The organism is Faecalibacterium sp. Marseille-P9590 (genome assembly GCF_017377665.1).
Taxonomy (GTDB): Bacteria; Bacillota; Clostridia; order Oscillospirales; family Ruminococcaceae; genus Faecalibacterium.
Genome location: NZ_JAFREF010000008.1, coordinates 33,905 through 58,501 on the forward strand (window position 1 = coordinate 33,905; position 24,597 = coordinate 58,501).

The window sequence follows — 24,597 nt, forward strand, 5'->3', positions numbered from 1 at the left end:
TTTTCAAGGACGCTTATTCGGCGTCCGGAGCATGTTCTTTGTTGAGCATCAGATCGAGGATGACGCTGTCGCTGGTGCCGTGGGTGCTGAGGATGGCGAAGTTGTCCAGCGTGCGCTCCACGTTCTCTTCCACGATGCCGTCGGTGCTCTGGACGCGGACGCCACGGGTACCCATGGCCGCTGCCTGACAGGCGGCATTGACGCAGGTGGAGATCTTCAGGGCGCAGTCGGCCTTTGCGCCGTCGCACACCATGCCGGTGACATTGCCCACCATGTTCTGGATAGCGCAGCATATCTCATGGTAGCCGCCGCCCAGCAGGTATGTAATGCCGCAAGCCGCGCCGGTACCGGCGACGGTGGCGCCGCACAGGTTGCTCAGACGGCCAAACTTCGACTTGATGCGGATGGCGATGAGGTTCGACAGGGTGACGGCACGCAGCATGGTGGGCTCGTCGATGTCCAGCCAGTGGGCAGCAGCCACGACGGGCATCGTCGCAGTGATGCCCTGATTGCCGCTGCCGGAGTTTGCCACCACCGACACTGGAGCGCCTGCCATACGGGCGTCTGCGCCCGCAGCGGCGGCTATCATGGAGTTGGTGGTCAGATCGCGGGTCATGAGGCCCTTGCGGCAGTTGAGGTCGAGGTTGCGGCCGATGGCGAGGCCGTATTCCTTCGAGAGGCCCTCATCGCTGATGACGGAGTTTACCTTCACGGCACTGCGGATGATGTCGATGGGGTCGTTCATCGGGTCGAGCTCTTTGGTGCAGTAATCCCAGATGGAGCGGACGGTCAGGAAGGACGCGATCTGCTCCGGGGAGACCACATCGCTGTCGCCTGCGGCGGCGGTGTCCGTGTCCCGCTTGTCGAGGGTGGCCACACCGTCCTGCTCCACCAGCACGACGTTGGTGTGCAGGTCGCGGACGATGGCATGGCCCGTATGGCCGCCGCCCTTGGCAATGACCTCGATGTAAAGCTTCTGCGGCACCTGCGCCACATTCACCCTGACCTTGCCGGCTTTGACCAGCGCGGCGGCAGCTTCCACCGTCTCGCGGGGAACGTGGTTCATGACTTCCAGCAGATAGACCGGGTCGCCGCCCAGCGCACCGATGGCGGCGGCATAGTCCATGCCCTCGTAATCGGTGCCGGGGATGCCCGCCGACATGGCGTTCTTGATGATGTTGATGCTGGCGTTGACCGTGATCTCTTCGGCCTTATCCACACCGGCCTTCCGCAGGGCCTGACCCGCCTCGGCGGCAGTCAGCGCCACAGCGCCCGGCTCGGTGCAGCCGGTAGCCAGCTCCATCTCACTGTTCAGGATGCGAATGAACATGTTCTGTTCCATAGTGTTGCACCGTCTCTTTCTCTTATAGGATGCTCTGTTACTTCACGGCGATGCATTCGATCTCCAGCGGTGCGCCTTTCGGCAGTTTCGCCACCTGCACGGCGCTCCGCGCGGGGAAGGGCTGGGCGAAGTATTCGCCGTAGACTTTGTTCATCTCAGCAAAGTCGTTCATGTCGGCCAGAAAGACCGTGGTCTTGACCACATCGGCCAGGGTCATGCCCTGCTCGGCAAGGATGGCCTGGATGTTCTTGAGGGACTGTGCGGTCTGGGCCGCGATGCCCTCGGGGATGGCCCCGGTGGCGGGGTCGATGGGGAGCTGGCCGGAGACGTAGACCGTCTGGCCTGCTGCGATGCCCTGCGAATACGGCCCGATGGCGGCGGGCGCCTGTGCAGTGGCGAGTGCCTGTTTCATAATTCTCTCTCCTTTTCCGAATTGCAGGGGCATCGCTTGCCTTGATGCCCCTTGTCCTGACCCTATCCTAACGCGGCGGGCGGCAAAAGTCAACAATTTTTTCTCTCAATGATAAATTATTATCACTTGTGACAAATCCCGCGGATATTTTGAAGCACTTTCACGAAAATGCATTAAGTTTTCCATTTCTCATTGTCAACAACACACGAACGTGATATGATATAGGCAGCAGGATGAGAATAAATTCTTATCATTTCCCTCATGAAACAACGTGGAAAGTGGTGACATACATGGATGCACGGCTGGAACCCTATCGGACACTCGTTTCGTTTCTGGGCGAGGCACTGGGGCCGGACTATGAAGTGGTGCTGCACGACCTGACCAGCGAGGAAGGCACCATCGCAGCCATCGTGAACAACAACATCAGCGGCCGCACCGAGGGCGCACCGCTGTCCAATATGGCCCTGCGGTTCATCCACGGCAAAGTCTACGAAAAGCAGCCCTATGTGGCAGGCTATCAGGGCGCGTCGCAGGCCAAGGGGCGGCTGCGCTCCTCCACCATGTTCATCAAAGACGGCAGCGAGCTTATCGGGATGCTCTGCATCAACTTTGACGCCGCCAAGTACAGCCGAATGGCGCAGGAGCTTCTGTCGCTCTGCGGAGCCCATCAGGAGCCCGGCCCCAGCGTTGGGGTGGAAAACTTCGTCAGCAGCCTGCCCGACGCGGTGCAGGCCGCCATCACCGACGTGACCGGCAGCGCTCTGCCGCCCGACCGGCTGACGATGGACGAGAAGATCCGCATCGTGGAAGACCTGCAGCAGGCGGGCATCTTCTACATGAAAGGCGCGGTCAGCGAGGTGGCGGCACAGCTGGGCTCCTCGGAGGCGACCATCTACCGTTATCTGAGCAAGCTGAAAGACTGATACATACAAAAACGAGGGGTGGCCCTGAAGCCATCCCTCGTTTTGATATACTGGTAATTATGCGTACAGAACGCAGCCGAGGACCTTCTTGCCGAAGCTCTCGAGCTTTGCCTTCTGTGCGCGGAGCGAAGCGTGAGTAGAAACAGCGCAGTCTGCTGCAAGGACAACGACATCCACTTTGGCAGCCTCAGAGACCGTTGCCGAAGACTGCAGGATGCTGCCGGAAACAAGGATATTCTTGCCGTCCAGCTCGCCGGAAGCCTTCAGAGCCTCGCCCAGAGCCGTCAGCTGATCCCCGGCGATGTCGCCGGTCAGCAGGATGTTCTCAGCCTCCGGCACACGGTTGCGGATGGTCGCCGCGATGAGGCAGGTCATCTCAGCATCGGCACTGCCGTCCGGCCGCTTCTCCATCTTGTTGAGAGAGGCATCCATGCCCTTGGCGGACTTGGACGCTGCGTTGGCCAGCGTACCCAGCACGCCCACGCCGCAGCTGCTCTGGAGGTCCTCGCTGACACAGACCTTGTCCTCCATCAGGAAGCGGACGACTGCCACGCCTGCCACAGCCACGATGCCCAGCAGGAAGCCGGTAAGAACGAACTTCTTGGCACCGCTGCTCTGCTTGGGCTCCTCGGGCTTTTCCTGTGCGGCGAGGTCCTGATCTGCAGTCTCGATGCTCTTTTCCAGCAGCTCATGATTGTTCTGCAGGTCTGTCAGATTGTTCTGCAGGCTGATCATGTTATCACGGGTATCCTGCTGGCTGTCGCGCAGCCAGGTCAGCACAGTGGTGCTGTCACTGCGGGAGACCTGCTTGGTATTATGGCCGCCCACGGTCATCTCGATGTTTTCGCGGACTGCCTCCATCCGCTTGAGCATCAAATCCATGATGCGGCCCGCCTCATCAGCATCTTCACCATAAGTCGTGATGGTCAGCAGACGGGTATCGTTGTCCACAGAAACACTGATAAGTTCACGCATATAGCGTTCTTCCATGCTGAACTGGTCCGCAATGGTGATGATGGACTCATGGCTGGTCAGCAGGCTGTTGTAAGCACTGAGGACGGCGCTGGTGTAGTCCGGGTTCTGGTAGTCCATACCAGGCATGATCTTATAATCGGTGGTGATATAGAAGCTGGTCTCCGAGGTATAGACGCTGTAGGGGTCAAGGCTGTTCAGGACAGATTTGTCAATGTACTCCTGTGCATTGTCGATGTCAAATTGCGCACGCACCTGATCCGCCTCGTTCTGGTTCAACTGCTGCTTATAGCTGGTGACATCCGTGTCGTGCTTTATCTGGGCCTCACGGTACTCGACCATGTCCTCTTCGTACTGCTGCTCTGCGCTGGTACGGGGGACTTCCTCGCCGTTGGCGATGGCCTCGTCGATGGAGCGCTGGTTCAGCATTCCCTTCACCACGCTGAAGCCGCCGAACAGCACGGCGCAGATCACCGCTGCGGCGGCCATCTGCTTGTACCTATGGGCGACCGCAAAGAACAGCGAGACCAGATCGATCTCCTGCTCCTGATTTTCTGCCTTGTAATTGTCCATACTTTGTGATTCCTCTCCTGTGCTTCTGCTTTTCAGCCTTCCTTGCTCTTTCAGAACAGTCAGCCGTTATACAGCTTGTTTTTCAGCTCTGCATAGCGCTGGCTCTTTTCGGCTTTGTAGGTGCTCATGACCTGATCGGCCAGTTCTGTGCTCTGTCCATTTTCTTTCAGGACCGTGCGCAGCTGGCTCACAATGCGGCCCATCTCCTTGTCGCAGTACGACTGCAGCGAGGTGAGCTCACCTGTCTTGGACAGGCAGATCATGATCTTTTTGGTTTTGGTCTGCTGCTCTGCGGGCAGCGTCTTGTACTCAGCCTTTGCCGCAGAGATGCTGGAATTGAGTCCCTTTTCTGCAATGGCTTTCAGCGCGTAGGTCTGCTGGATGAGAGCCTTGACTTCGGCCTCACAGGCTGCCTCCTGCTGCTTTTTTTCCGCCGGAGTCTCGGACGACGAGGCTGCGCTCTGCTCCGTGCCGGATGCAGAGTCTTCCGGCTCGCTGGACGCTGCCGCCTCAGACTCCATTCTGGCCGGCTGCTCACCGGCGGCGGTCCCCTGCGCCTCGGAGGCTGCAGGCGCTTCATCCGTACCGGTCCGGGTCAGGCTGTCCAGCGTGAGCTCGCCGCTGAGCAGCTGTTCCAGTTCCGCATCTGTGATGGTGACAGATGCCGCTTCATTCGCTTCGTTCTCCGAGAGGGAGGGTTCAGCCGCTGTCACTCTTACCGTATTGAAGATGCTGAAAAAGCCGAATGCACCAGCCGCTGCCAGGCCAAGCAGTGCCAGCAAAGTCTTCCAGCCCCACTTTTGGACCTTTCTCTTTTCCGCGGCCATTAGTCCTTCTTGCTCAGGTAAGTATCGATCTTCTCGCCCAGGTGGTAGATACCATAGATGTAGCCGATCATACCCATGATCCCCATGCTCTTGAAGTTCTTGAACCAGTTCTGCAGCGGCTCAGTAGAACCCTTCTTGGCGCTGTTCCAGACAGCCGAGCGAGTCTCACTCAGGACCGCGTCCCGCAGATAGTCACCGATGAGGTAGTTGAACAGCCCCCAATAATCGGCGCCGCCCTCAATATAGATTTTTTCATTTTCCGCAATCACAGTATATTCGACAGGATAATTCATTTTGTTTTCCTTTCTCGAGTCTAGTCCCTCTATTTTACACAATTCCAATGCTTCCCGAGCGCAAAAGGGCAGACTTCCCCCTTCTAAAGCGCGCTCTTCCATGCATTATATCATAGTTTGCAGGCGCTTTCAACCGATTCGAAAGTGAAAAATCAATCACATATCGCCCATCTGCCCCTTCTTCTGCTTCCGGAAAGGTCTTGAAGAGCCGCCGCAGGCATGATAAAATAGATGTGTATGTAAAAATGACCCGGAGTCATTCTGTAAAATGCTCTATCATCCATGACTATAAAAGGAGAAATCTGAAATGAAACTCGGTATCGTCGGCCTGCCCAACGTCGGCAAGTCCACTCTGTTCAACGCCATCACCTCCACCAAGAACGCGGAGGCTGCAAACTACCCCTTCTGCACCATCGAGCCCAACAGCGGCATCGTGGCCGTGCCGGACAAGCGGCTGGATAAGCTGGCTGAGATCTGGCAGACCAACAAGAAGACCCCCGCTATCGTGGAGTTCGTGGACATCGCCGGCCTCGTCAAGGGCGCAAGCCAGGGTGCCGGCCTCGGCAACAAGTTCCTCGGCCACATCCGCGAGTGCGATGCCATCGTCCATGTCGTGCGCTGCTTCGACGACGACAACATCATCCATGTCGTGGAGGACGTGACCAAGGCCGAGGCCGTGGACCCCATCGCCGACATCGACGCCATCGACTACGAGCTCATCCTCTCCGACCTCGAAGTCGTCCAGAACCGCGCAGGCCGCATGGCTAAGGCCGCAAAGAGCGGCAACAACAAGGGTGCTGCCGCCGAGGCCGCATGGCTGCAGCAGCTGGCCGCCCATCTGGAATCCGGCAAGCCCGCCCGCAGCTTCGACTTCGACGAGAACGACGCCGAGCAGCAGACCGTGCTCCACGAGATGGGCCTGCTGAGCGCAAAGCCCGTCCTCTACGCTTGCAATGTGGGCGAGGACGACCTGATGGAGGGCATCGAGAACAACAAGTACGTCCCGCTGGTGGCTGCACGCGCCAAGGAAGAGGGCGCACGCTACATCCCTATCTGCGCCAAGACCGAGGAGGACATCGCCGACTACAGCCCCGAGGAAAAGAAAGCCTTCCTCGCCGAGATGGGAATCGAAGCAAGCGGCCTCGACAACCTCATCACCGCCAGCTACGACCTGCTGGGCCTCATCTCCTTCCTGACCGACGGCAAGAAGGAGTGCCGCGCCTGGACCATCCGCAAGGGTACCAAGGCTCCGCAGGCTGCCGGCAAGATCCACAGCGACTTTGAGCGCGGCTTCATCCGCGCCAGCGTCATCGCCTACAGCGACCTCGAAGCTCATGATTTCGATTACGCTGCCGTCAAGGCCAAGGGCCTGCAGCGCACCGAGGGCAAGGAATATGTCGTCAAGGACGGCGATGTCATCGAGTTCCTGTTCAATGTGTAAGGAGAGTTTATGATTTTAGGTATCATGGGCGCAATGCCCGACGAAGTGGACCAGCTCTGCGCCAGGCTGGAAAATGTCACGGTCGAGCCCTACGGCGGCGTGGAGTATCATAAGGGTACGCTGGCCGGCAAGCAGGTGGTCGTCTGCTGTGCAGGCATGGGCAAGGCCAACGCCGCTGCCACCACCCAGGTGCTCATCACCAAGTTCGGTGCTGAGAAGATCATCTTCTCCGGCATCGCAGGCAACATGACCAGCAAGATCGGCATCGGTGACGTGGTCATCGGCAAGACGGTGCTTTACCACGACGCCCAGCTGGATATGATCTGCCAGAATCCGCCTTTCCTGAAGGAGTACACCGGCGACCCGGCCCTTATCGCCGCCGCCGAGAAAGCCTGCGCCGACGCAGGCGTCAAGGCTCTGGCAGGCAAGATCGCCACCGGCGATATGTTCGTGGGCGACAGCGCCACCAAAGCCGCCATCGAGGCCAAATGCGCCCCCGACTGCGTGGAGATGGAGGGCGCGGCCGTGAGTCAGATCGCCGCCAAGAACGATGTGCCTTGCGTCATCCTCCGCGCCATGAGCGATAACGCCGACGAGGACGGCCATGAGGTGCTGGTGGTCAAAAAGTTCAGCATCACCGAGTACGTCGCCACCGCGACCAAAATCGTCGCCGCGATGGTCGAATCTCTCTAATTTTAGCTGCGAAAAGCTCCTGCCTCATCCGGGCAGGAGCTTTTTCTATTGCAGCATCTAAAAAATCTGCTGCGAAGCAGCAAATCGGAGAAGCGAGAAAAAAGCGCAACAGCGACGACCGCCGCCAGTGGCGGAAACAGGGAGGAGCTGTTGGGACAGCGGCCAGCAGGATGCGAGCGGCAGCGAAGCAGACGCTGGGAGCCGCAACCCGTCTTAGCGAAGCGGCTAGCTTTTTTCCGTTTCGACTTCCCCTTCGGGGTCTGAAAGGGGCGAGCAGCCCCTTTCCCGTGCCCGCGCCTCGGAAAAGCGGCGCTTTTCTGGTTCTCTTTTGGCGCGCAAAAGAGAACTTAGCTCCGTTACAGGTACTGCTCCAGCTTCAGCCTGTTATCCTCCTCAAAATCCTGCAGCTTCTGCATCAGCCTCTTCGACCCCGGCGCGGCGTCTGGGTAGTCCTTCTGGGATTTGATGCAGTCCACCACGCCCATGCCGCTGCCCTGTGTGAGCATCTCGGCGAGGTTGCGGGTGGATTTGTCGGTGATGGTCTTCATGCCGATGCTCACCTTCGTGTTGAGCTTCGCCATGGCACTCTGGCCCTGGGCTGAGCCGCCGCAGGCGTCGATGGCGGCGTGGGCCTCCTGATTGAGCTGGCGGTAGATATTGCGCTGGCGCAGAAGCTCCGCCTTGAACTGCTCATCCTCCGCCATCGGCACGAGCTGATCGAGGGTGTTCTTCCCCATCTCGGTATTCTGCACGATGGCTTCCAGCATATTGAGATTGTCGTTTTTCTGGTTTTCCATATAAAAATCCCCCTTTTGAGGGTAGTTTCTCTCAAAAGGGGGACTCTTATGCATTATTCGCCGTCGTAGATACGGTCGCCGCCTGCGGTCTGTGCAGCGGCCAGCCGCTTCTCGCACAGGTCATAGAGGGCGTCCCAGTTCTTGCAGCGCACCTCGCGGGTGCCGGCCACGCCGATGGACTGGGTGAACGGCACCCGGCGCATCAGGCCCACCGAGGCCACACACTCCTTGGGCATCTCGGCGTAGATGGCTTTCAGCTCCTCTTCCAGCTCACGGCGGGTGCGGTCGGCACAGCCGATGGCGAACAGGGTATCGCTCAGGCGGCAGACCACCCGCTCAGCAGGCTGGTCAAAGTGCTTTTTCCACTGGTTTGCCACAAAGCAGACCAGCTGGCCCATGACGGCGTCGCTCTCCCGCGCGGAAAGCTTCTCTGCGCCGTCGATGGACACCAGCGCCAGCGCCGCGCAGCGGTGGCAGTCGGTCCACTCATCGAGTTTCGTGCAGAATTCCGTCTCGTAGTAGCGGCGGTTGAACACCCCCGTCACAAAGTCGTGGTTCATGTCGTCGCGGCACATCTCCCGCTCCCGCGGGGTCATCCGGTCTTCGGGCAGGTCATTGCCTGCCAGCGGGGCCGTCATCTGCAGCTGCCACACCTTGCCGTCTGCCACGACACAGCGGCGCAGCACACAGTCCACCTGACCACCGCGCAACTCGTAGTCCACCATCAGGCCGTCGTCCTGCCAGCAGCGGTCGGCGTCCTCGTCCACCTGTGTCAGGCTCACATCCTGAAACACAGGCCGCGAACTTTCGACGAATCGCCGCAAGTCCTGCTCAGTCCATTCATTTTTCATGCGTTTTTCCCCATTTTATACACCGGGTCTTCCTTCCCGGTGCTCTGCCTTTTCACAGTCGAACCTGTTTTCATGGCCAGTGTATCGCTGTGAAAACAGGTTCTTATCCCTGACTGCCTCTCATGCGATTATACCACGACGGCGGGACGCTTACCAGCAAAACGCACAATTTTCAAAAAGATTTTTTACATTTCCGTCAAATTGAGGTTTTTGCCTCTTTTTCGACCGGCTCCTCGGCGCGGCAGTAGACCTCGCACTCGGCCTGGATGCGGCTGGCCAGAGGCTCTGCGTCGAAGCCCTCCGCGGCGCGCCAGGTCCAGTTGCCGCCCAGCTTGCCGGGGGTGTTCAGATGGGCTTCTGCGCCCAGACCCAGCCAGTCGGACATGGGGATAATGGCCCGGTCAGCCACAGAGCCGAGGGCCGCACGCAGCAGCGCGATGCGGGCGGCGTCCGGCTTGACGGCGGCCACTTCCTTCGCGGTGGGCTTGCAGGGGGTCAGGTGGAGATAAGCGGCGGCGCTGGCCTTCTCCTTCCCGGTGGCGGCGTTCTCCCACCAGTCGGTGAGGGTGGTGTTGTCGTGGGTACCCGGGTAGACCACGCTGTTCTTGACGTGGTTGTGGGGCAGATACTCGTTGTCGCCGCCGCTGAAAGCAAACTGCAAAACTTTCATGCCCGGGAAGGTGCTGTCGGCCAGCAGCTCGCGGACGCTGGGGAACAGCTCGCCCAGATCTTCCGCGATGATGGGCAGCTTACCGAGGGCAGCTTCCAGTGCGTGGAACAAGTCCATCCGGGGGCCGACCTCCCACTTGCCGGTGCAGGCGGTAGAGCTGCCCGCCGGGATGGCCCAGTAGGTGTCGAAGCCGCGGAAGTGGTCGATGCGGAGCAGGTCGTAGATGCCGAGGGCGTGGCGGACGCGCCGGATCCACCAGGCGTATCCCGTCTGTTTATGATACGGCCAGTTATACAGCGGGTTGCCCCAGAGCTGGCCGTCTGCGGAGAAGTAATCCGGCGGACAGCCGGCCACGCGGGCAAAGCCTCCCTGCGCGTCCAGCTCGAAAAGCTCACCGCCCACCCATGCATCCACCGAGTCGGCAGAGACGTAGATCGGGATGTCGCCGAGAATTTTCACGCCCTTGGCGTTGGCGTAGTCCTTGACCTTCTTCCACTGGGTGGCAAACTCGTACTGCAGGAACTTCCAGAAGCCGATCTCCTCTTCCTGCTCTGCTGCGAACTTTGCCAGCGCGGCGGCGTCCCGCAGGCGGTACTCCCGGGGCCACTCAGTCCAGCTCTTCATGCCGTTGGCGGTCTTGAGGGCCATGTAGAGGGCGTAATCATTCAGCCAGCTGTCGTTGGCAAGGGCGAAAGCGTAGTAGTCGTCGGGGTAGTAGTGGGCGCAGCCGTGGAGACCGGCGTACTTCTCGCGCCATGCGGCGTAGGCGGTGCGCAGCACCTTATAGCGGCTGGTGTAGAGAGTGCCGTAGTCCACCGAAAGCGGGTCATCACCCCACTTTTCTGCCTTGAGCTGGGCGGCGGTCAGCAGGCCGTCGGCCTTGAGAGCGTCGAGGTCGATGAAGTAGGGGTTGCCCGCAAAGGCAGAGCAGCTCTGGTAGGGGCTGTCGCCGTAGCCGGTGGGGCTGAGGGGCAGCAGCTGCCAGATGTGCTGGCCAGCAGCGGCCAGAAAATCCACGAACTTGAGCGCTTCGGCGCCAAAGCAGCCAATACCATAGGGGCCGGGCAGGCTGGACACCGGCATCAGGATTCCACTTTCACGCATGATGATACCTTCCTCGCTTTATATTCCGTTTGGGTTTATGCTGTTTCCTATCATAACATAAGCGAAGACTATTTTCCACAGGCAAAAAACGTGGTATACTTAGTTTTATAGTGGGATAATATCGTTTTTATTACAGGAGGTATCGTGCCATGCAGCGCACGGAAAAATATTTTGAGAACGACGCATTCCGCAAGACTGCCGCCGGGGTCATCCTGGCCGCAGAGGCGGACGCAAAGACGGGCGGCGGGCGCATCGCGCTGGACGGCACGGTGTTCTACCCCGAAGGGGGCGGTCAGCCCGCCGACAGAGGCACGCTGACCCTCGCCGACGGCACGGTGCTTAATGTCACCGACGTCCACGAGACGAACGGCATCATCTGGCACACGGTGGATGCCATGCCCGAGACCGCACAGCCCGGTGCCGCCGTCACCGGCACCATCGACTGGGAGTGGCGCTTCGACAAGATGCAGCAGCACACCGGCGAGCACATCCTCTCCGGCATTCTGCACCAGATGTTCGGGGCGGAGAACGTGGGCTTCCATATCGGCTCCGACGCCGTGCGGATGGACACCAGCGTCCCCATCTCCGCCGAGGGCCTGCGGGAGGCAGAACTTGCCGCCAACCGCATCATCTGGGAGAATGTGCCGGTGCTCATCACCTACCCCACCCCCGAAGAGCTGGCGGCGCTGACCTACCGCAGCAAAAAAGAGATCGCCGGGCAGGTGCGCATCGTGACCATCCCGGGTGCGGACGTCTGCGCCTGCTGCGGCACCCACACCGCCGCCACCGGACAGGTGGGACAAATCAAGATCCTCACCTCTGAGAACTACAAGGGCGGTGTCCGGCTCAGCGTCGTCTGCGGCGGACGCGCCCTGCGGGAAGCGCAGGCCATGCGGAGCCGTCAGGCCGACATCGGCGCACTGCTCTCGGCTAAGGCCGACCAGACCGCCGTGGCGGTCCACCGGGTGTACGACGAGTACACGGCCCTGAAATTCGCCCACTTCGGCCTGTGCAGTCAGCTCTTCGATGCACTGGCCGCACAGCTTGGCCCCGGCGAAACGGCCATCCGCACCGTCCCCGGCCTCGACCCGGACGGCCTGCACCGTCTGGCCGCACGGTTGAGCGAGGCCACCACCGGTCTCTGCGCCGCTCTGACGCCCAGCGAGAAGGGCACCGGCTACTGCATCGCGCAGGCCGGCGGCGACGTCCGCGCCCTGACCAAAGCCCTCAACGCCGCCCTGAACGGACGCGGCGGCGGCAAGCCCGGTATCTGCCAGGGCAGCTGCGCCGCCACGCCGGAGCAGGTAGAGGAATTTTTGAAGAAAAATCTGTAAGTACAAACTTTTCACGTCACAAGGAGAATACTATCTTATGAGAATGCGTTTCAAGCCCTACGCCCACGACGAACTGATGGCCGCTGATTTCCACGTCCACGAGCCCCTCATCTGGGGCGGCAAGTGGCACAGCCAGTATGCCCGCCCGGAGCAGCCTTTCGTGCTGGAGCTGGGCTGCGGCAAGGGCGGCTTCATCTCCCAGCTGGCCTCTGCCCACCCCGAGAATAACTATCTGGGCATCGACATCACCGACAAGGTGCTCATCCTCGCAAAGCGCAAAATCGAAGCCGCTTACGCCGAGGCAGGCCGCCCCATCGACAATGTCAAGATCATGAGCACCGACATCGAGCGCATCAAAGGCGTCATCACCCCGGAGGACACCGTCAGCCGCATCTACATCAACTTCTGCAACCCGTGGAGCAAGAACGCTTCCTCCAACAAGCACCGCCTCACCTACCCCCGTCAGCTCATCCAGTACCGCGATTTTCTCAAGGACGGCGGCGAGATCTACTTCAAGACCGACGACGATGACCTGTTCCGCGACAGCCTGACCTACTTCCCCGCTTCCGGCTACGACATCATCTGGCAGACTTACGACCTCCACGAGAACGAGCCGGAGTGGAACATCCGCACCGAGCATGAGGGGATGTTCACCGAGATGGGCATTAAGATCAAGGCCCTCATCGCCCGCAAGAAGGCCGGCGACGACTCCGTGACCTGGGTGGAGCCGAAGGTGCTCAAGAAGCTGGCCGCGCAGGCGGAGGCCGAAGCTTCGGCCAAGGCCGAGGGTGAAGGCAATGTCTGACCCTTGTGAATACTGCCTGAACAACCAGCAGGACGAATATGGCAGCTGGTACTGCGCCGAGGGCGGCGCACTGGATGAGGACGAGATGGCCCGCTATCTCTCCCATACCACTTCGGCCTGCCCTTACTTTGAGCCGGGCGATGAATATAAGATCGTCCGCAAACAGAACTGATCGGAGGTGTCCCCTTGTCGTTTTTTCTCAACACGACAGTCTGCGGCTTCTCGCTTTATCATATCCTTGCGTTTTTCCTCATCTACTCCTGTCTGGGCTGGTGCGTCGAGGTGGTGTATGCCGCCGCCACCACCGGCCAGCTGGTGAACCGGGGCTTCCTGAACGGCCCGGTCTGCCCTATCTACGGCTTCGGCATGATACTGGTGCTCTTCTTCCTCACGCCGCTGGAAGATAACCTGTTGCTGCTGTATCTCGGCGGCGTCATCCTGCCCAGTACCTTGGAGCTGGTGGGCGGATGGGCGCTGTATAAGCTCTACCGCACCCGCTGGTGGGACTACACCGACAAACCCTTCAACATCGGCGGCTATGTCTGTCTTGAGTTCTCGCTGATGTGGGGCGTGGGTGCCATGGTGATGGTCAAGGCCATCCATCCCACCATTGCCGCGCTGGTGAACATCATTCCGCCGCTGGTGGGCTTTGTGCTGATATGTCTGCTCTATGCGGTGTATGCCGCTGACGTGGTGGCTACCGCCATCGCCGCCTCCGACCTCGCCCGGGAGCTGGACGCTCTCGAGAAGGTGGCCGACAGTATGCATGCTGTCAGCGACGCCATGACCGAGATCCTTGGCACCACCGCACTGGACATGGACCAGAAGATGGACGAGAGCCGCCTGCAGCTCAAGCTGGCCGCCGCCGAGGCCCGGGACAGCTACGACAAGCTGTCGCCCCGTGAGGCCGCTTCCACCATGCGCACCCGCGCCGATGAGGCCATGGAGGCCGCACGCCGCGCCTCCCAGACTGCCCGCCTCAACGCCGCCGAAGCGGCCAAGGCCGTCAAGCTGGCCGCGCAGGGCAAAGCCGAGCAGACCACCGCATTCCTGCAGCTGGAACAGCTCAAGGAAGAGCTGGCAGCCCGTGCGCAGGTCATGCAGGCCCGCACCCGCCGCGGCACCCATCTGCTGGGCAAGGGCCGTATGCTCCGCGCCTACCCCAAGCTGAAGCACGGTCAGAGCAACCGCTCCCTCAGCAGCCTGCTCGAGCAGCTCGAGGACGAATATCCCGACTCCTTCAACGGATTCGGCATCCAGTAAAGATAAAAAAATACGGCTGGGACGCTGTCCCAGCCGTATTTTTTTATGCAGATTAAGCCCAGAGATTTTCCGGGTAAAGGCCGTCGGCCGTCTTTTTGGCGATGGCTTCCACCACCACGGGTTTATCCTCGCGGTAGGTGACGCCATACCACTTATCGGTGCTGCGCAGCACCTTGACGGCGGCTTTCTTTTCGCCGATGAGCTCACTGACCACCAGCGGCAGGAAATACTCGCACTTGAGCGGGTTCTTTTCCAGATTCTCGTCCAGCCAGCGGGCAAAACGCCGGTCAGCTTCCTTTACGAAACTCTCGCCAAAGCCCCAGAGGTTCATGCTCACGGGCGTCTCGCCGGGCAGGTCCGTCCAGCTCTCGCCGCCGTCCTCGGTGTAGTGGATGCCGCCCTCATAGGTCTCGATGCGGGTGCGCTCGGTGACGCTGTGGAGGGTGCTGTCTTCGTTGAGGGCGCAGACGCCGCGGGCGACGCTGCCATTTTCGGAAACGGTGTTCTTGAGCAGGTAGCTCACCATGCAGTAGTCGTAGACCTCGTCGTCGGTGTGAGTGGAGAGGTAATCGTAGATGACCTTGAACGCCTCGGGGCCGTAGTAGTCGTCGGCATTGATGACGGCGAAGGGGCCGTGGATGTAGGGCTTTGCGGCCAGCACCGCGTGGCAGGTACCCCAGGGCTTCACGCGGCCCTCGGGGATGGTGTAGCCCTCGGGCAGCTCATCCAGCTGCTGGAAGGCGTACTTCACGTCCATCACCCTGGACACGCGGTCGCCGATGGCAGCTTTGAAAGCCTCTTCGATCTCGTGCTTGATGACGAAGATGACCGTCTCGAAGCCTGCGCGGCGGGCGTCGTACAGGGAATAATCCACGATGACCTGACCGCAGGGACCCACCGGGTCGATCTGCTTCATGCCGCCGTAGCGGCTGCCCATGCCGGCAGCCATGACCACCAGGACCGGTTTGTTCATGTTTTATCTCCTCCTTGAAAAGGGTGTTTCTCTTTTACGGTTTTATTATACTCCAAACCACGCCGGGCAACAAGACGAAGCTGTTTTTTTAAATTCGGCAAGTTTTTATTGCATATATTGGCAAGCAAATATTGCCTTTTGTTTCCAGACAGAGTATAATAACTTTATCCGACACAAAAACGACCGGCCAGCCGCTTTTGCAGGCCGAAGTTAAGAAGCCGTTTTCACAGGCATTGCACCCCGCTTATGAAAACAGCTTCTGGAAAGTGAGTTTTTCCATGAACGAAACTGTGACCAAGCGTTTCCTGCTCTACTTCCGCCTGATGATGGTGGTGTGGATCCTGATCGCCAACGCCTTTTTCCACGCCATCGAGTTTGAGTACAGCTGGCTCGTCTTTTTGAGCAACATCATGCTCTTTACGATGGAGGGCGACATCAAAGACCGCTTTGTCAGCGTGGAGCTGGGCGGCCTCGTGGGCATGGTGCTCACGGTGCTGGCGATGCTGGCCATCGGTGCGCTGACGCCTGTTCTGGGCGGGACGCTGGGCCTGCTGCTGCCGCTGGGCGTGGTGCTCTTCATCCTCATCATCCTGCACCCCTACGCTCCCAAAGTGCTGAACAATGTGGGCTTTGCCTACCTGACCGTCGCCTGCATCGACAGCGCAGCTTTTGCAACAAATCTTCCTCTCTTCTTCGGGGTGTACATCGTCGGCTCTCTGGTCTTCAACGGCGGCTGCGTACTGCTCATGAAGCCGGCTCGTTATCTGGCCGCCCGGAGCGTCAAGGCTGACGCCTGAATCTGAGTTTCTCGTCTTTTCTTCTTTTTTCTCACAGCGCCCCGGCAGCAAAGATGCCGGGGCGCTGCACTTTTATGTGGATTCTGCCGTTTTTCCGTGCTACAATGGGGTAAACTGAACGAAAGGAAGTTTCCCGCCATGTATGCTGCATCTCCTGCACGCTACTCCACCCTGCCCTATCACCGCTGCGGCAAAAGCGGCCTGATGCTGCCCGCCGTCTCGCTGGGCCTGTGGCACAACTTCGGCGATACCGCGAACTTCGAGAACATGCGCCTGCTCTGCCGCACGGCGTTCGACAACGGCATCACCCACTTCGACCTCGCCAACAACTACGGCCCCGAGCCGGGCAGCGCCGAGAAGAACTTTGGCCGCATCCTCAAGGAAGATCTTGCCCCCTACCGCGATGAGCTCCTCATCAGCACCAAGGCGGGCTACACCATGTGGGAAGGGCCTTACGGTGACTGGGGAAGCCGGAAATACCTGCTGGCCAGCCTCGACCAGAGCCTGAAGCGGATGGGCCTCGAGTATGTGGACATCTTCTACCACCACCGGATGGACCCCAACACCCCGCTGGAAGAGACCATGGGCGCTCTGGCGCAGGCGGTGCGCAGCGGCAAGGCGCTTTATGCCGGCCTGTCCAACTACAACGGTGAGACGCTGGAAAAAGCCTGCGCCATCCTCGACGAGCTCCACGTCCCCTTCGTCATCAACCAGAACCGCTACTCCATCTTTGACCGCACCATCGAGCAGAACGGCCTGAAAGAGACTGCTGTCCGGCTGAACAGGGGCATCATCGCCTTCAGCCCGCTGGCGCAGGGTCTGCTGACCAACCGCTACCTCAACGGCATCCCGGAGGACAGCCGCATCCGCACCGATGGCCGTTTCCTGAAGGAGAGCGTCATTACCGAGGAAAAGCTTGCACAGATACGCGCCCTGAACGAAATCGCTGCCGCCCGCGGCCAGACGCTGGCCGAGATGGCGCTGGCGTGGATACTGCGGGACGGCAAGGTGACGAGCGTCCTCATCGGCGCGTCCAAGCCCCAGCAGATCCTCGACAACATCGCTGCCCTGAACAACACCACCTTCACCGCTGACGAGCTGGAAGCCATCGATAAGGCTTCCGGATTTTACAAGGAGTAATTTATGTCCAAAACTGTATGGATAACCGGAGCTTCTTCCGGCATTGGCCGGGAGTTTGCCCGCCGGTATGCCCGCCTCGGCTTCCGGCTCATCCTCACCGCCCGCCGCACTGACCGACTCGAAGCTCTGGCCGCAGAGCTCACCGCGAAGCACAGCACCTTCTGCCGCATCCTGCCTGCTGATTTGGAGCAGGAGAGCGAGTGCGCCCGTCTCTGCGAGGCGCTGACTGACGAGCGCATCGATATTTTCATCAACAACGCCGGCTTCGGCGTCTGCGGCAGCTTTCTTGAGACCAGCGGCGAGAAAGAGCTCTCCATGGCGAAGGTCAACGTGCTGGCCATGCACCAGCTGTTCAAGTTCGCCGTGAAAAAGATGGAGGCTCAGGGCTTCGGCACCGTGCTCAACGTGGCGTCTTCCGCCGGGCTGCTGCCGGGCGGACCCTATATGGCGGGCTACTACGCCACCAAAGCGTATGTTGTCAGCCTGACCCGGGGCGTGGCCGAAGAACTGCGGGAGCAGCACAGTCCGGTCTACGTCTGCGCCCTCTGCCCCGGCCCGGTGGACACCGAGTTCAACGAGCGGGCCGATGTGGTGTTCGCGCTGCGGGGCATCAGCCCGGAACTCTGCGTAGAGGAAGCCATGCGGGGGATGCTGCACCACAAGACCATCATCGTCCCATCGGCCCTCATGCGGGCGGCGACGACGGCCCAGCGGTTCATGCCGATGGCGATCTTAATGCCCATCATGGCCCACCAGCAGAAGAAAAAACTGGGCTGAAGGGCTATTGTGTGCAACAAGCAGCAATCCCGGCCTTTGCAGAGTCCGTTTTTATGACGATTTCACGAAAACGCAGCAAAATGAGAAAAAATTTGCAGTAATTGTGCCAAGAAAACACCTTGACAGTCGGAATAAAGAATGCTACTCTAGTATACAAGAGGGTGCAGGGCCGGACAGTCCAAATTGCTGCTTCCCGTGGCGGCAGTTAGACTACAGGTATCGTCCGGCAGCGTAGCGCCCCGCAAAGCAAAATTCTGATTGGAGGACTTAATTATGGCACAGTGTACTCCCAAATCCTTTGACCTGACCGGCAAGGTCGCGCTCATCACCGGCGCATCTTACGGCATCGGCATGGCTATCGCAAAGGCAATGGCCGCAAACGGCGCTACCATCGTCTTCAACGACATCAAGCAGGAGCTGGTCGATAAGGGCCTCGCCGCTTATGAAGAAGCTGGCATCAAGGCTCACGGCTATGTCTGCGACGTCACCGATGAGGACGCCGTGAACGCCATGGTCGCAAAGATCACCGAGGAAGTCGGCCATATCAACATTCTGGTCAACAACGCCGGCATCATCAAGCGCATCCCCATGACCGAGATGACCGCTGCTCAGTTCCGTCAGGTCATCGATGTTGACCTGAACGCTCCGTTCATCGTCGCCAAGGCTGTTATCCCCGACATGATCGCTCAGGGCGGCGGCAAGATCATCAACATCTGCTCCATGATGAGCGAGCTGGGCCGTGAGACCGTCTCCGCCTACGCTGCAGCCAAGGGCGGCCTGAAGATGCTGACCAAGAACATCGCCTCCGAGTACGGCGAGTACAACATCCAGTGCAACGGCATCGGACCCGGCTACATCGCTACCCCGCAGACCGCACCTCTGCGCGAGCGTCAGCCCGACGGCAGCCGTCACCCCTTCGACAGCTTCATCGTCGCCAAGACCCCCGCAGGCCGCTGGGGCGAGGCTGAGGATCTGGGCGGACCCGCTGTCTTCCTGGCTTCTGCCGCTTCCGACTTCGTCAACGGCCTCATCCTGTACGTTGACGGCGGCATCCTGGCTTACATCGGCAAGCAGCCGCAGTAAGTTTTTCCATATCCGGCATTTTTTGCGCCGTGTCCGCTGCCTTCCGGGTGCCGGGCACGGCGCTCTTTTGTTTCCCATATCGACTTTTTTTCCGGAATCTGCTACACTGGTCATAATAATAAAAACAGGAGGACTTCCCCATGAAGATCGCACTTATCAACGAGAACAGTCAGGCCGCAAAGAACGGCATCATCGAGGCCGCTCTGAAGAAGGTCGTAGAGCCGATGGGCCACGAGGTGGTCAACTACGGCATGTACGCTGCCGATGACGCCGCACAGCTGACCTATGTGCAGTGCGGCATCCTCGCCGCCATCCTGCTCAACAGCGGCGCTGCCGACTACGTCATCACCGGCTGCGGCACCGGCGAGGGCGCCATGCTGGCCCTGAACAGCTTCCCCGGCGTCATCTGCGGCCATGTGGAGGACCCCGTGGACGCCTACACCTTCGCCCACGTCAACGACGGCAATGCCGTGGCCATGCCTTTCGCCAAAGGCTTCGGCTGGGGCGGTGAGCTGAACCTCGAGTACTGCTTTGAGAAGCTGTTCGGCTTCGGCCACGGTCAGGGCTACCCCAAGGAGCGCGTCGAACCCGAGCAGCGCAACAAGAAGATCCTCGACGGCGTCCGCGCCGCCACCTTCAAGCCCCTCATCGAGTGCCTCAAGAGCATCGATCAGAACCTGCTGAAGGGTGCCATCGCCGGTGAGAAGTTCAGCGAGCTGTTCTTCGCCTCCTGCAAGGACGAGGAGCTGGCCGCTTATATCAAGAGCCTGCTGGCTTGAGCGGTGGCCAGAGCATGACGGCCCTGTATCACCTGAACGAGAACATCGCCCACCTGCTGGAGGGCTTTCTGGAATCGGCAGTCCCCCTCATTGCGGGGCTGGCGGAGGTCATCGGCCTGTTCATCATCGTGACGAGCCTTGTCAAGGCCACCTACCACTATGTGCGGACGACCTTTTTCCACGACCGGTACGACTTCCACCACGAGATGAGCACCGGCCTGACGACGGCATTGGAATTTCTCATGTCGGCAGAGATCGCCAAGACCTTCCTTCTGCAGAACCTCGAGTCGGTCATCCCGCTGGCGGCGACTTTCGCGCTGCGCGCTCTGATGAGTCTGCTGCTCCATGTCGAAATGCGGGCAGACCACACAGAGGAAAAATGATGCCTGCCAAAGTTTTCTTTGCCCAATCTTTTCCGGTTTGTGCAGAACGTCAAAAATAGCATCCAGCTCTTGACACTTTGACCAAACCGCCTTATACTCTTGCCATCGAAAGCAAAGGCGCTGACGGATGAAAGATCCGCCAGCGCCTTTTGTGTTTCCGGGGGAAGTGTATCCCCTGCGGCCAAGGGAGAAATAGAGGGCTTCCTTTTCCGGATTTTCCGCGCTGCTGCGCAGATAGAGGGGTGCAGCAGCCGGAGTGTACGCGCCGCCGGGCTGGCACCCGGCAGCCAGATCATTGGGGAGGTATCTGCGTCATGTTCAGCTCCGTCAACACCTGTTGGACGCTCGTAGGAGCGTTCCTCGTCTACTTCATGCAGGCCGGCTTCGCGCTCTGCGAGGCAGGCTTCACCCGCGCCAAGAACACCGGCAATATCCTCATGAAAAACATGATGGATTTTTGTATCGGCACGCCCTGCTACTGGCTCATCGGCTTCGGCCTGATGTTCGGCGGCACCGGCGCTCTCATCGGCGGGTTCGACCCCTTCATTCAGGGTGATTATTCTCATCTGGGCCTCGACATCCCGCTGTGGGTGTACATCGTGTTCCAGACTGTCTTCTGCGCAACGGCAGCCACCATCGTCTCCGGCTCCATGGCCGAGCGCACCAACTTCAAAGCCTACTGCGTCTACTCCGCAGCCATTTCGCTGGTGGTCTATCCCATCTGCGGCCACTGGATGTGGGGCGGCGGCTGGCTCCAGAGCATGGGCTTCCACGACTTTGCCGGTTCTGCAGCAGTCCACAACGTCGGCGGCGTCATCGCCATGCTGGGCGCGGCTCTGCTGGGTCCCCGCATCGGCAAGTACGACAAGGACGGCAAGCCCCACGCCATCCCCGGCCACAACCTGACCGCCGGTGCGCTGGGCGTGTTCATCCTCTGGTTCTGCTGGTTCGGCTTCAACGGCGGCTCTTCCCTGAGCCTATCCACCGATGAGACCATGACTCTGACCGGTCTGGTCTGCTTCAACACCAACCTTGCGGCAGCAGTTTCTACCTGCGTGACCATGCTCTTTACCTGGAAGCGCTACGGCAAGCCCGACGTCTCCATGACGCTCAACGGCTCTCTGGCTGGTCTGGTGGCCATCACCGCAGGCTGCGACACCGTTTCGCCCTTTGGTGCTTTCATCATCGGCTTCGTCGCCGGCATCCTCGTGGTGCTGAGCGTCGAGTTCTTCGATAACATTGCGAAGATCGATGACCCCGTGGGCGCTGTCTCCGTCCACTTTGCAAACGGCGTCTGGGGTACCATTGCCGTGGGCCTCTTCTCCGACGGCGGCAACGGTGTCGGTAAGGGCCTGTTCTACGGCGGCGGTCTGAGCCAGCTGGGCATCCAGCTGCTGGGCCTCATCGTGGTCGATGCCTACGTTCTCATCGTGATGTTCGTTGTCTTCAAAGTCATCGACAAAACCATCGGCCTCCGCGTTCCCGCTGAGGTGGAGATCGACGGTCTGGACATCCACGAGCACGGTCTGGCTTCCGCTTACGCCGGTTTCGCCATCTCCGATGCAAACTCTGCCGCCATGGTCCCCAACGAGAACACCGACCTCGGCGAGGACGACGCTTCCAAAGCTTCTGCAAAGCAGATGGACGCCGCTGTGCCTGTGGTGCGTGAGCCTGCTGTCATCCACGACGGCATCTACGACACCGGGATGCACAAAGTGTCCATCATTGCAAAGCTTTCCAAGTTCGACCAGCTTAAGAGCGCCCTCAACGATCTGGGCGTCACCGGCATGACGGTCACGCAGGTCATGGGCTGCGGCATCCAGAAAGGCACCACTGAAAAATACCGTGGTGTGCCTGTGGACAGCACCCTCCTGCCGAAGATCAAGGTCGAGGTCATCGTCTCCAAGATCTCGGTCGATTCCGTGGTGGAGGCCGCCAAGAAGGCACTTTACACCGGCCACATCGGCGACGGCAAGATCTTCGTCTACAACGTGACCCGCGTGGTCAAGATCCGCACCGGCGAAGAGGACTTTGCCGCCCTGCAGGACGTCGAGTAAGCGTCCCCCCCTGATTTCATCGCTATCCCGCCGAGACGGCGTGGATATATTGTTCTCCTTTTTCCTTTTTTCTGATAATTCCAAACACAGCTCAAAGCCCCGCTCCTTCGCACAAGGGAGCGGGGCTTTGGCGTTTCTTGACAGTGCCCGTCCGTCGTGCTATCTTTGTGGGCAGGATATAAAAAACACAGGAGTGTTATCATGAAAGAATTTTTGAAAAAGGAGCTTTATTCCTTCCGGGCCGTCGCGGCCATCCTGGCCCGCTGGCTGCTGCTGGCCGTCCCCACCGGCCTCGTCTGCGGTGCCGTCGGCACAGCGTTCCACCTGGCCGTGGAGCACGTCACCGAGTGGCGGGCCGAGCACATCTGGCTGCTCTGGCTGCTGCCGGTGGCAGGTCTTGCCATCGTGGCACTTTATAAGGTGACGGGCTGCGAAGGGATGGGGACGAACAACGTCATCCGCGCCGTCCACAGCGGCGAGAGCGTCAGCCCGCTGCTGGTGCCGGCCATCTTCTTCGGCACGGTGCTCACCCACCTCTGCGGCGGCTCGGCCGGGCGCGAGGGCGCGGCTTTGCAGATGGGCGGCAGCATCGGCTACAACATCGCAAAGCTCTTCCGCTTCTCCGACCATGACCGCCGCACGGCCACAGCCTGCGGCATGGCGGCGTTTTTCTCGGCACTGTTCGGCACGCCGCTGTCAGCGACCCTCTTCGGCATCATGGTGGAGGACGTGGGCCTCGCGTTCTCGGTGGCCTTTGTTCCCGGCTTCGCCGCTGCCCTCATCGCCTATGGCGTCTCGCTGGCCTGCGGCATCTCTCCTACCCATTTTGAGCTGACCGCACCGGCGCTTTCCATTGATTCTACTCTGCTGGTGGCTGTGCTGGGTGTTGCCTGTGCGCTGGTGGCCCGGACATTCTGCTGGCTTCTCCACACCATGGAGCACGAAATGCCCCGCCGCCTGCCAAACCCCTGGGTGCGTGCCGTCGTGGGCGGTGTTGCCGTGGTGGCCCTCTCCTACCTGATGGGCATAGGCCGCTACAACGGCGCGGGCATGGGCGTCATCACTGCCGCCGTGGAGCAGGGGCAGGCCCTGCCGTGGGACTTTATCTGCAAGATACTGCTGACCGCCCTGACCCTCTCGGCGGGCTTCAAGGGCGGCGAGGTCGTCCCCAGCTTCTACATCGGTGCGACCTTCGGCTGTGCATTCGGCCCGCTGCTGGGCCTGCCCGCCGGGTTCTCCGCCGCCGTGGGCCTCGTCTCGGTGTTCTGCGGCGCGACGAACACCCTCATCCCCTCCATCCTGCTGGCCTATGAGCTGTTCGGCGGCGTGGGGCTGGAGCTGATCGCGCTGGGCTGCGGCGTCTGTTATATGCTCTCCGGCACCCACGGCCTCTACAGCAGCCAGCTCTTTGTGACGGAAAAGCTGCTGTCGGAGTATACGGAGAGCTGGGGGAAGCGGTTCAGAAAATAAAAAAGGAACGGCAGTGCGTCGCTCCGTTCCTTGACAAATCCGATATTTCTGGTTATACTACAAATAGAAAAGGCGCCGGCCCGCAAACGGCTGGTCCCTCACCATAATAAGTCAAGAAAAAATGACCGGTCTAGTTGGGGAACTCAGAGGCGGTCATTTTTCTTGTCTTTATCGTCGCTGTGAGATACAGTCCAAGTGATTTGAAACGTCACATAAATTGCACCGCCAAGAAGCGAGAGCAACGCGGTAAATTCCAAAATACTCATGGTCTTATCCCCCCTTTCCGCCCTTGAGCGTCCGGGGGAGCACGAATCTGCAAGAAAATCGCCTTACCCGGCACTCAGGTACCGGTAAGGGACAGCCGCCTGTGTTTGTGGTCAGCGCCTTGCCGCCAGAGGCGGCATCTATACGATACCATATTTCGCCTAAAAGTGCAAGAATTGTCCAGTCTAAATTTCTGCAGGCACAGCCCTTGATTTTTTCCGTTTCTCGTGCTACAATCATCTGTAGTTTCATCCTGTGATGCGCAGTGTGCGCAGGTTTTCTGCCGCCGGTGCGTCAAAATCAAATGTCCCAAAACGATGATGCGGACAAACCGAAGTCCCGTTCTCCATGCCGCAGAGAGGGCTGCCGTCCGGAAGGACGCGCTGCAAGCAGCCTGCCATGTGCCGGACTTCTACCACCGCAGAGTGCAGAGGCGAACCTCTGCCGGGTGCGCCCGTTACAGCACAGCGAGTGGCGTGCAGCAGCACGCAATTCGGGTGGAACCGTGGAACGCAGTTGGATTTTTCAAAGGCGCTTCATCCCGTAAAGCAAATGCGGGGTGAAGCGTCTTTTT

The 24,597-nt window shown here is 59.9% G+C and carries 25 protein-coding genes; 15 read left to right on the top strand and 10 right to left on the bottom strand.

Translation table 11 applies throughout. The features are described from left to right. Positions 1-13: 13 nt before the first annotated feature. Together J3349_RS09710 and J3349_RS09715 are read right to left on the bottom strand one after the other, a co-directional pair. The gene (locus J3349_RS09710) at positions 14-1,342 is read right to left on the bottom strand and encodes an L-serine ammonia-lyase, iron-sulfur-dependent, subunit alpha (protein WP_207677276.1); all 1,329 of its coding nucleotides are present in this window, start codon (positions 1,340-1,342) and stop codon (positions 14-16) included. 37 nt (positions 1,343-1,379) lie between these two features. Beyond that, on the bottom strand, positions 1,380-1,754 hold the full coding sequence (locus tag J3349_RS09715; protein ID WP_015564491.1) for a RidA family protein: 375 nt from the start codon (positions 1,752-1,754) through the stop codon (positions 1,380-1,382). Between the two features lie 290 nt (positions 1,755-2,044). Here J3349_RS09715 and J3349_RS09720 point away from each other — a divergent pair, with 290 nt between their 5' ends. Then, positions 2,045-2,677 carry a PAS domain-containing protein gene (locus J3349_RS09720; RefSeq protein WP_158395418.1) on the top strand — a complete coding sequence of 211 codons (633 nt, stop codon included), beginning with the start codon at positions 2,045-2,047 and terminating at the stop codon, positions 2,675-2,677. A 57-nt stretch (positions 2,678-2,734) separates the two neighbouring features. Here the strand turns inward: J3349_RS09720 and J3349_RS09725 are convergent, their stop codons facing one another. The 3 genes from J3349_RS09725 to J3349_RS09735 are packed head-to-tail and all read right to left on the bottom strand — an operon-like array spanning position 2,735 to position 5,342. Then, entirely contained in the window at positions 2,735-4,222 is a 1,488-nt protein-coding gene (locus J3349_RS09725) for a hypothetical protein (RefSeq protein ID WP_207677277.1), read from the bottom strand. A 59-nt stretch (positions 4,223-4,281) separates the two neighbouring features. Further along, the gene (locus tag J3349_RS09730) at positions 4,282-5,004 is read right to left on the bottom strand and encodes a hypothetical protein (RefSeq protein WP_207677278.1); all 723 of its coding nucleotides are present in this window, start codon (positions 5,002-5,004) and stop codon (positions 4,282-4,284) included. 44 nt (positions 5,005-5,048) lie between these two features. Then, a complete protein-coding gene (locus tag J3349_RS09735; protein ID WP_207677279.1) occupies positions 5,049-5,342 on the bottom strand; it encodes a hypothetical protein in 294 nt (97 codons plus the stop codon). A gap of 307 nt (positions 5,343-5,649) precedes the next feature. Here J3349_RS09735 and ychF point away from each other — a divergent pair, with 307 nt between their 5' ends. Both ychF and J3349_RS09745 read left to right on the top strand, forming a co-directional pair. Then, entirely contained in the window at positions 5,650-6,783 is a 1,134-nt protein-coding gene (ychF, locus tag J3349_RS09740) for a redox-regulated ATPase YchF (protein ID WP_015564543.1), read from the top strand. A 9-nt stretch (positions 6,784-6,792) separates the two neighbouring features. Further along, positions 6,793-7,476, top strand: a complete 684-nt coding sequence (locus J3349_RS09745; RefSeq protein ID WP_207677280.1) for a 5'-methylthioadenosine/adenosylhomocysteine nucleosidase — start codon at positions 6,793-6,795, stop codon at positions 7,474-7,476. Between the two features lie 356 nt (positions 7,477-7,832). Here J3349_RS09745 and J3349_RS09750 read toward each other — a convergent pair whose 3' ends face one another. The 3 genes from J3349_RS09750 to malQ form a co-directional block, all read right to left on the bottom strand. Continuing rightward, positions 7,833-8,273 (bottom strand): hypothetical protein, encoded by a 441-nt coding sequence (locus tag J3349_RS09750; protein ID WP_015564545.1) that lies wholly within the window; start codon positions 8,271-8,273, stop codon positions 7,833-7,835. A 53-nt stretch (positions 8,274-8,326) separates the two neighbouring features. Beyond that, entirely contained in the window at positions 8,327-9,124 is a 798-nt protein-coding gene (locus J3349_RS09755) for a GGDEF domain-containing protein (protein WP_207677281.1), read from the bottom strand. Between the two features lie 196 nt (positions 9,125-9,320). Beyond that, complete coding sequence (gene malQ / locus J3349_RS09760) at positions 9,321-10,898, bottom strand: 4-alpha-glucanotransferase (protein ID WP_207677282.1); 1,578 nt, start codon at positions 10,896-10,898, stop codon at positions 9,321-9,323. A gap of 149 nt (positions 10,899-11,047) precedes the next feature. Here malQ and J3349_RS09765 point away from each other — a divergent pair, with 149 nt between their 5' ends. From J3349_RS09765 to J3349_RS09780, 4 genes are read left to right on the top strand one after another with little or no spacing between them, the layout of a single operon-like run. Beyond that, complete coding sequence (locus J3349_RS09765) at positions 11,048-12,232, top strand: alanyl-tRNA editing protein (protein WP_207677283.1); 1,185 nt, start codon at positions 11,048-11,050, stop codon at positions 12,230-12,232. Between the two features lie 37 nt (positions 12,233-12,269). After that, a complete protein-coding gene (gene trmB, locus J3349_RS09770; protein ID WP_158402179.1) occupies positions 12,270-13,037 on the top strand; it encodes a tRNA (guanosine(46)-N7)-methyltransferase TrmB in 768 nt (255 codons plus the stop codon). Further along, positions 13,030-13,209, top strand: coding sequence for a DUF6472 family protein (locus tag J3349_RS09775; RefSeq protein WP_015564550.1), 180 nt, complete (start codon positions 13,030-13,032; stop codon positions 13,207-13,209). Before trmB ends, J3349_RS09775 begins: the two co-directional genes overlap by 8 nt. Positions 13,210-13,223: 14 nt before the next feature. After that, a complete protein-coding gene (locus J3349_RS09780; protein WP_207677284.1) occupies positions 13,224-14,300 on the top strand; it encodes a putative ABC transporter permease in 1,077 nt (358 codons plus the stop codon). A 52-nt stretch (positions 14,301-14,352) separates the two neighbouring features. Here the strand turns inward: J3349_RS09780 and J3349_RS09785 are convergent, their stop codons facing one another. Further along, positions 14,353-15,273, bottom strand: coding sequence for a nucleotidyltransferase (locus tag J3349_RS09785; RefSeq protein WP_207677285.1), 921 nt, complete (start codon positions 15,271-15,273; stop codon positions 14,353-14,355). Positions 15,274-15,551: 278 nt separating this feature from the next. On the opposite strand from J3349_RS09785, the gene J3349_RS09790 reads away from it, so the two are divergent. From J3349_RS09790 to J3349_RS09825, 8 genes are all read left to right on the top strand, one after another. Then, positions 15,552-16,070, top strand: coding sequence for a hypothetical protein (locus J3349_RS09790; RefSeq protein WP_207677286.1), 519 nt, complete (start codon positions 15,552-15,554; stop codon positions 16,068-16,070). A 138-nt stretch (positions 16,071-16,208) separates the two neighbouring features. Continuing rightward, positions 16,209-17,210 (top strand): L-glyceraldehyde 3-phosphate reductase, encoded by a 1,002-nt coding sequence (gene mgrA, locus J3349_RS09795; protein ID WP_207677287.1) that lies wholly within the window; start codon positions 16,209-16,211, stop codon positions 17,208-17,210. Between the two features lie 3 nt (positions 17,211-17,213). Continuing rightward, positions 17,214-17,987: an SDR family oxidoreductase gene (locus J3349_RS09800; RefSeq protein ID WP_207677288.1), complete on the top strand. Its 774-nt coding sequence runs from the start codon at positions 17,214-17,216 to the stop codon at positions 17,985-17,987. A 273-nt stretch (positions 17,988-18,260) separates the two neighbouring features. Further along, positions 18,261-19,070 (top strand): gluconate 5-dehydrogenase, encoded by an 810-nt coding sequence (locus J3349_RS09805; protein WP_015564554.1) that lies wholly within the window; start codon positions 18,261-18,263, stop codon positions 19,068-19,070. Between the two features lie 140 nt (positions 19,071-19,210). Next, complete coding sequence (locus J3349_RS09810) at positions 19,211-19,849, top strand: RpiB/LacA/LacB family sugar-phosphate isomerase (RefSeq protein WP_207677289.1); 639 nt, start codon at positions 19,211-19,213, stop codon at positions 19,847-19,849. Beyond that, on the top strand, positions 19,846-20,232 hold the full coding sequence (locus tag J3349_RS09815; protein ID WP_242699607.1) for a DUF1622 domain-containing protein: 387 nt from the start codon (positions 19,846-19,848) through the stop codon (positions 20,230-20,232). The genes J3349_RS09810 and J3349_RS09815 overlap by 4 nt, the downstream gene beginning before the upstream one ends. A gap of 314 nt (positions 20,233-20,546) precedes the next feature. Next, positions 20,547-22,289 (top strand): ammonium transporter, encoded by a 1,743-nt coding sequence (locus J3349_RS09820; protein WP_207677290.1) that lies wholly within the window; start codon positions 20,547-20,549, stop codon positions 22,287-22,289. Between the two features lie 201 nt (positions 22,290-22,490). Beyond that, positions 22,491-23,759 carry a chloride channel protein gene (locus tag J3349_RS09825; RefSeq protein ID WP_207677291.1) on the top strand — a complete coding sequence of 423 codons (1,269 nt, stop codon included), beginning with the start codon at positions 22,491-22,493 and terminating at the stop codon, positions 23,757-23,759. A 143-nt stretch (positions 23,760-23,902) separates the two neighbouring features. Here J3349_RS09825 and J3349_RS14200 read toward each other — a convergent pair whose 3' ends face one another. Then, entirely contained in the window at positions 23,903-24,025 is a 123-nt protein-coding gene (locus J3349_RS14200) for a hypothetical protein (RefSeq protein WP_256276003.1), read from the bottom strand. Positions 24,026-24,597: the final 572 nt, after the last annotated feature.

Coding starts and splice junctions, on each gene's coding strand:
- J3349_RS09710 (WP_207677276.1), bottom strand. CDS start 1,342: ATGGAACAGAACATGTTCATTCGCATCCTGAACAGTGAGATGGAGCTG.
- J3349_RS09715 (WP_015564491.1), bottom strand. CDS start 1,754: ATGAAACAGGCACTCGCCACTGCACAGGCGCCCGCCGCCATCGGGCCG.
- J3349_RS09720 (WP_158395418.1), top strand. CDS start 2,045: ATGGATGCACGGCTGGAACCCTATCGGACACTCGTTTCGTTTCTGGGC.
- J3349_RS09725 (WP_207677277.1), bottom strand. CDS start 4,222: ATGGACAATTACAAGGCAGAAAATCAGGAGCAGGAGATCGATCTGGTC.
- J3349_RS09735 (WP_207677279.1), bottom strand. CDS start 5,342: ATGAATTATCCTGTCGAATATACTGTGATTGCGGAAAATGAAAAAATC.
- ychF (WP_015564543.1), top strand. CDS start 5,650: ATGAAACTCGGTATCGTCGGCCTGCCCAACGTCGGCAAGTCCACTCTG.
- J3349_RS09745 (WP_207677280.1), top strand. CDS start 6,793: ATGATTTTAGGTATCATGGGCGCAATGCCCGACGAAGTGGACCAGCTC.
- J3349_RS09750 (WP_015564545.1), bottom strand. CDS start 8,273: ATGGAAAACCAGAAAAACGACAATCTCAATATGCTGGAAGCCATCGTG.
- J3349_RS09755 (WP_207677281.1), bottom strand. CDS start 9,124: ATGAAAAATGAATGGACTGAGCAGGACTTGCGGCGATTCGTCGAAAGT.
- malQ (WP_207677282.1), bottom strand. CDS start 10,898: ATGCGTGAAAGTGGAATCCTGATGCCGGTGTCCAGCCTGCCCGGCCCC.
- J3349_RS09765 (WP_207677283.1), top strand. CDS start 11,048: ATGCAGCGCACGGAAAAATATTTTGAGAACGACGCATTCCGCAAGACT.
- trmB (WP_158402179.1), top strand. CDS start 12,270: ATGAGAATGCGTTTCAAGCCCTACGCCCACGACGAACTGATGGCCGCT.
- J3349_RS09775 (WP_015564550.1), top strand. CDS start 13,030: ATGTCTGACCCTTGTGAATACTGCCTGAACAACCAGCAGGACGAATAT.
- J3349_RS09785 (WP_207677285.1), bottom strand. CDS start 15,273: ATGAACAAACCGGTCCTGGTGGTCATGGCTGCCGGCATGGGCAGCCGC.
- J3349_RS09790 (WP_207677286.1), top strand. CDS start 15,552: ATGAACGAAACTGTGACCAAGCGTTTCCTGCTCTACTTCCGCCTGATG.
- mgrA (WP_207677287.1), top strand. CDS start 16,209: ATGTATGCTGCATCTCCTGCACGCTACTCCACCCTGCCCTATCACCGC.
- J3349_RS09800 (WP_207677288.1), top strand. CDS start 17,214: ATGTCCAAAACTGTATGGATAACCGGAGCTTCTTCCGGCATTGGCCGG.
- J3349_RS09805 (WP_015564554.1), top strand. CDS start 18,261: ATGGCACAGTGTACTCCCAAATCCTTTGACCTGACCGGCAAGGTCGCG.
- J3349_RS09810 (WP_207677289.1), top strand. CDS start 19,211: ATGAAGATCGCACTTATCAACGAGAACAGTCAGGCCGCAAAGAACGGC.
- J3349_RS09820 (WP_207677290.1), top strand. CDS start 20,547: ATGTTCAGCTCCGTCAACACCTGTTGGACGCTCGTAGGAGCGTTCCTC.
- J3349_RS09825 (WP_207677291.1), top strand. CDS start 22,491: ATGAAAGAATTTTTGAAAAAGGAGCTTTATTCCTTCCGGGCCGTCGCG.
- J3349_RS14200 (WP_256276003.1), bottom strand. CDS start 24,025: ATGAGTATTTTGGAATTTACCGCGTTGCTCTCGCTTCTTGGCGGTGCA.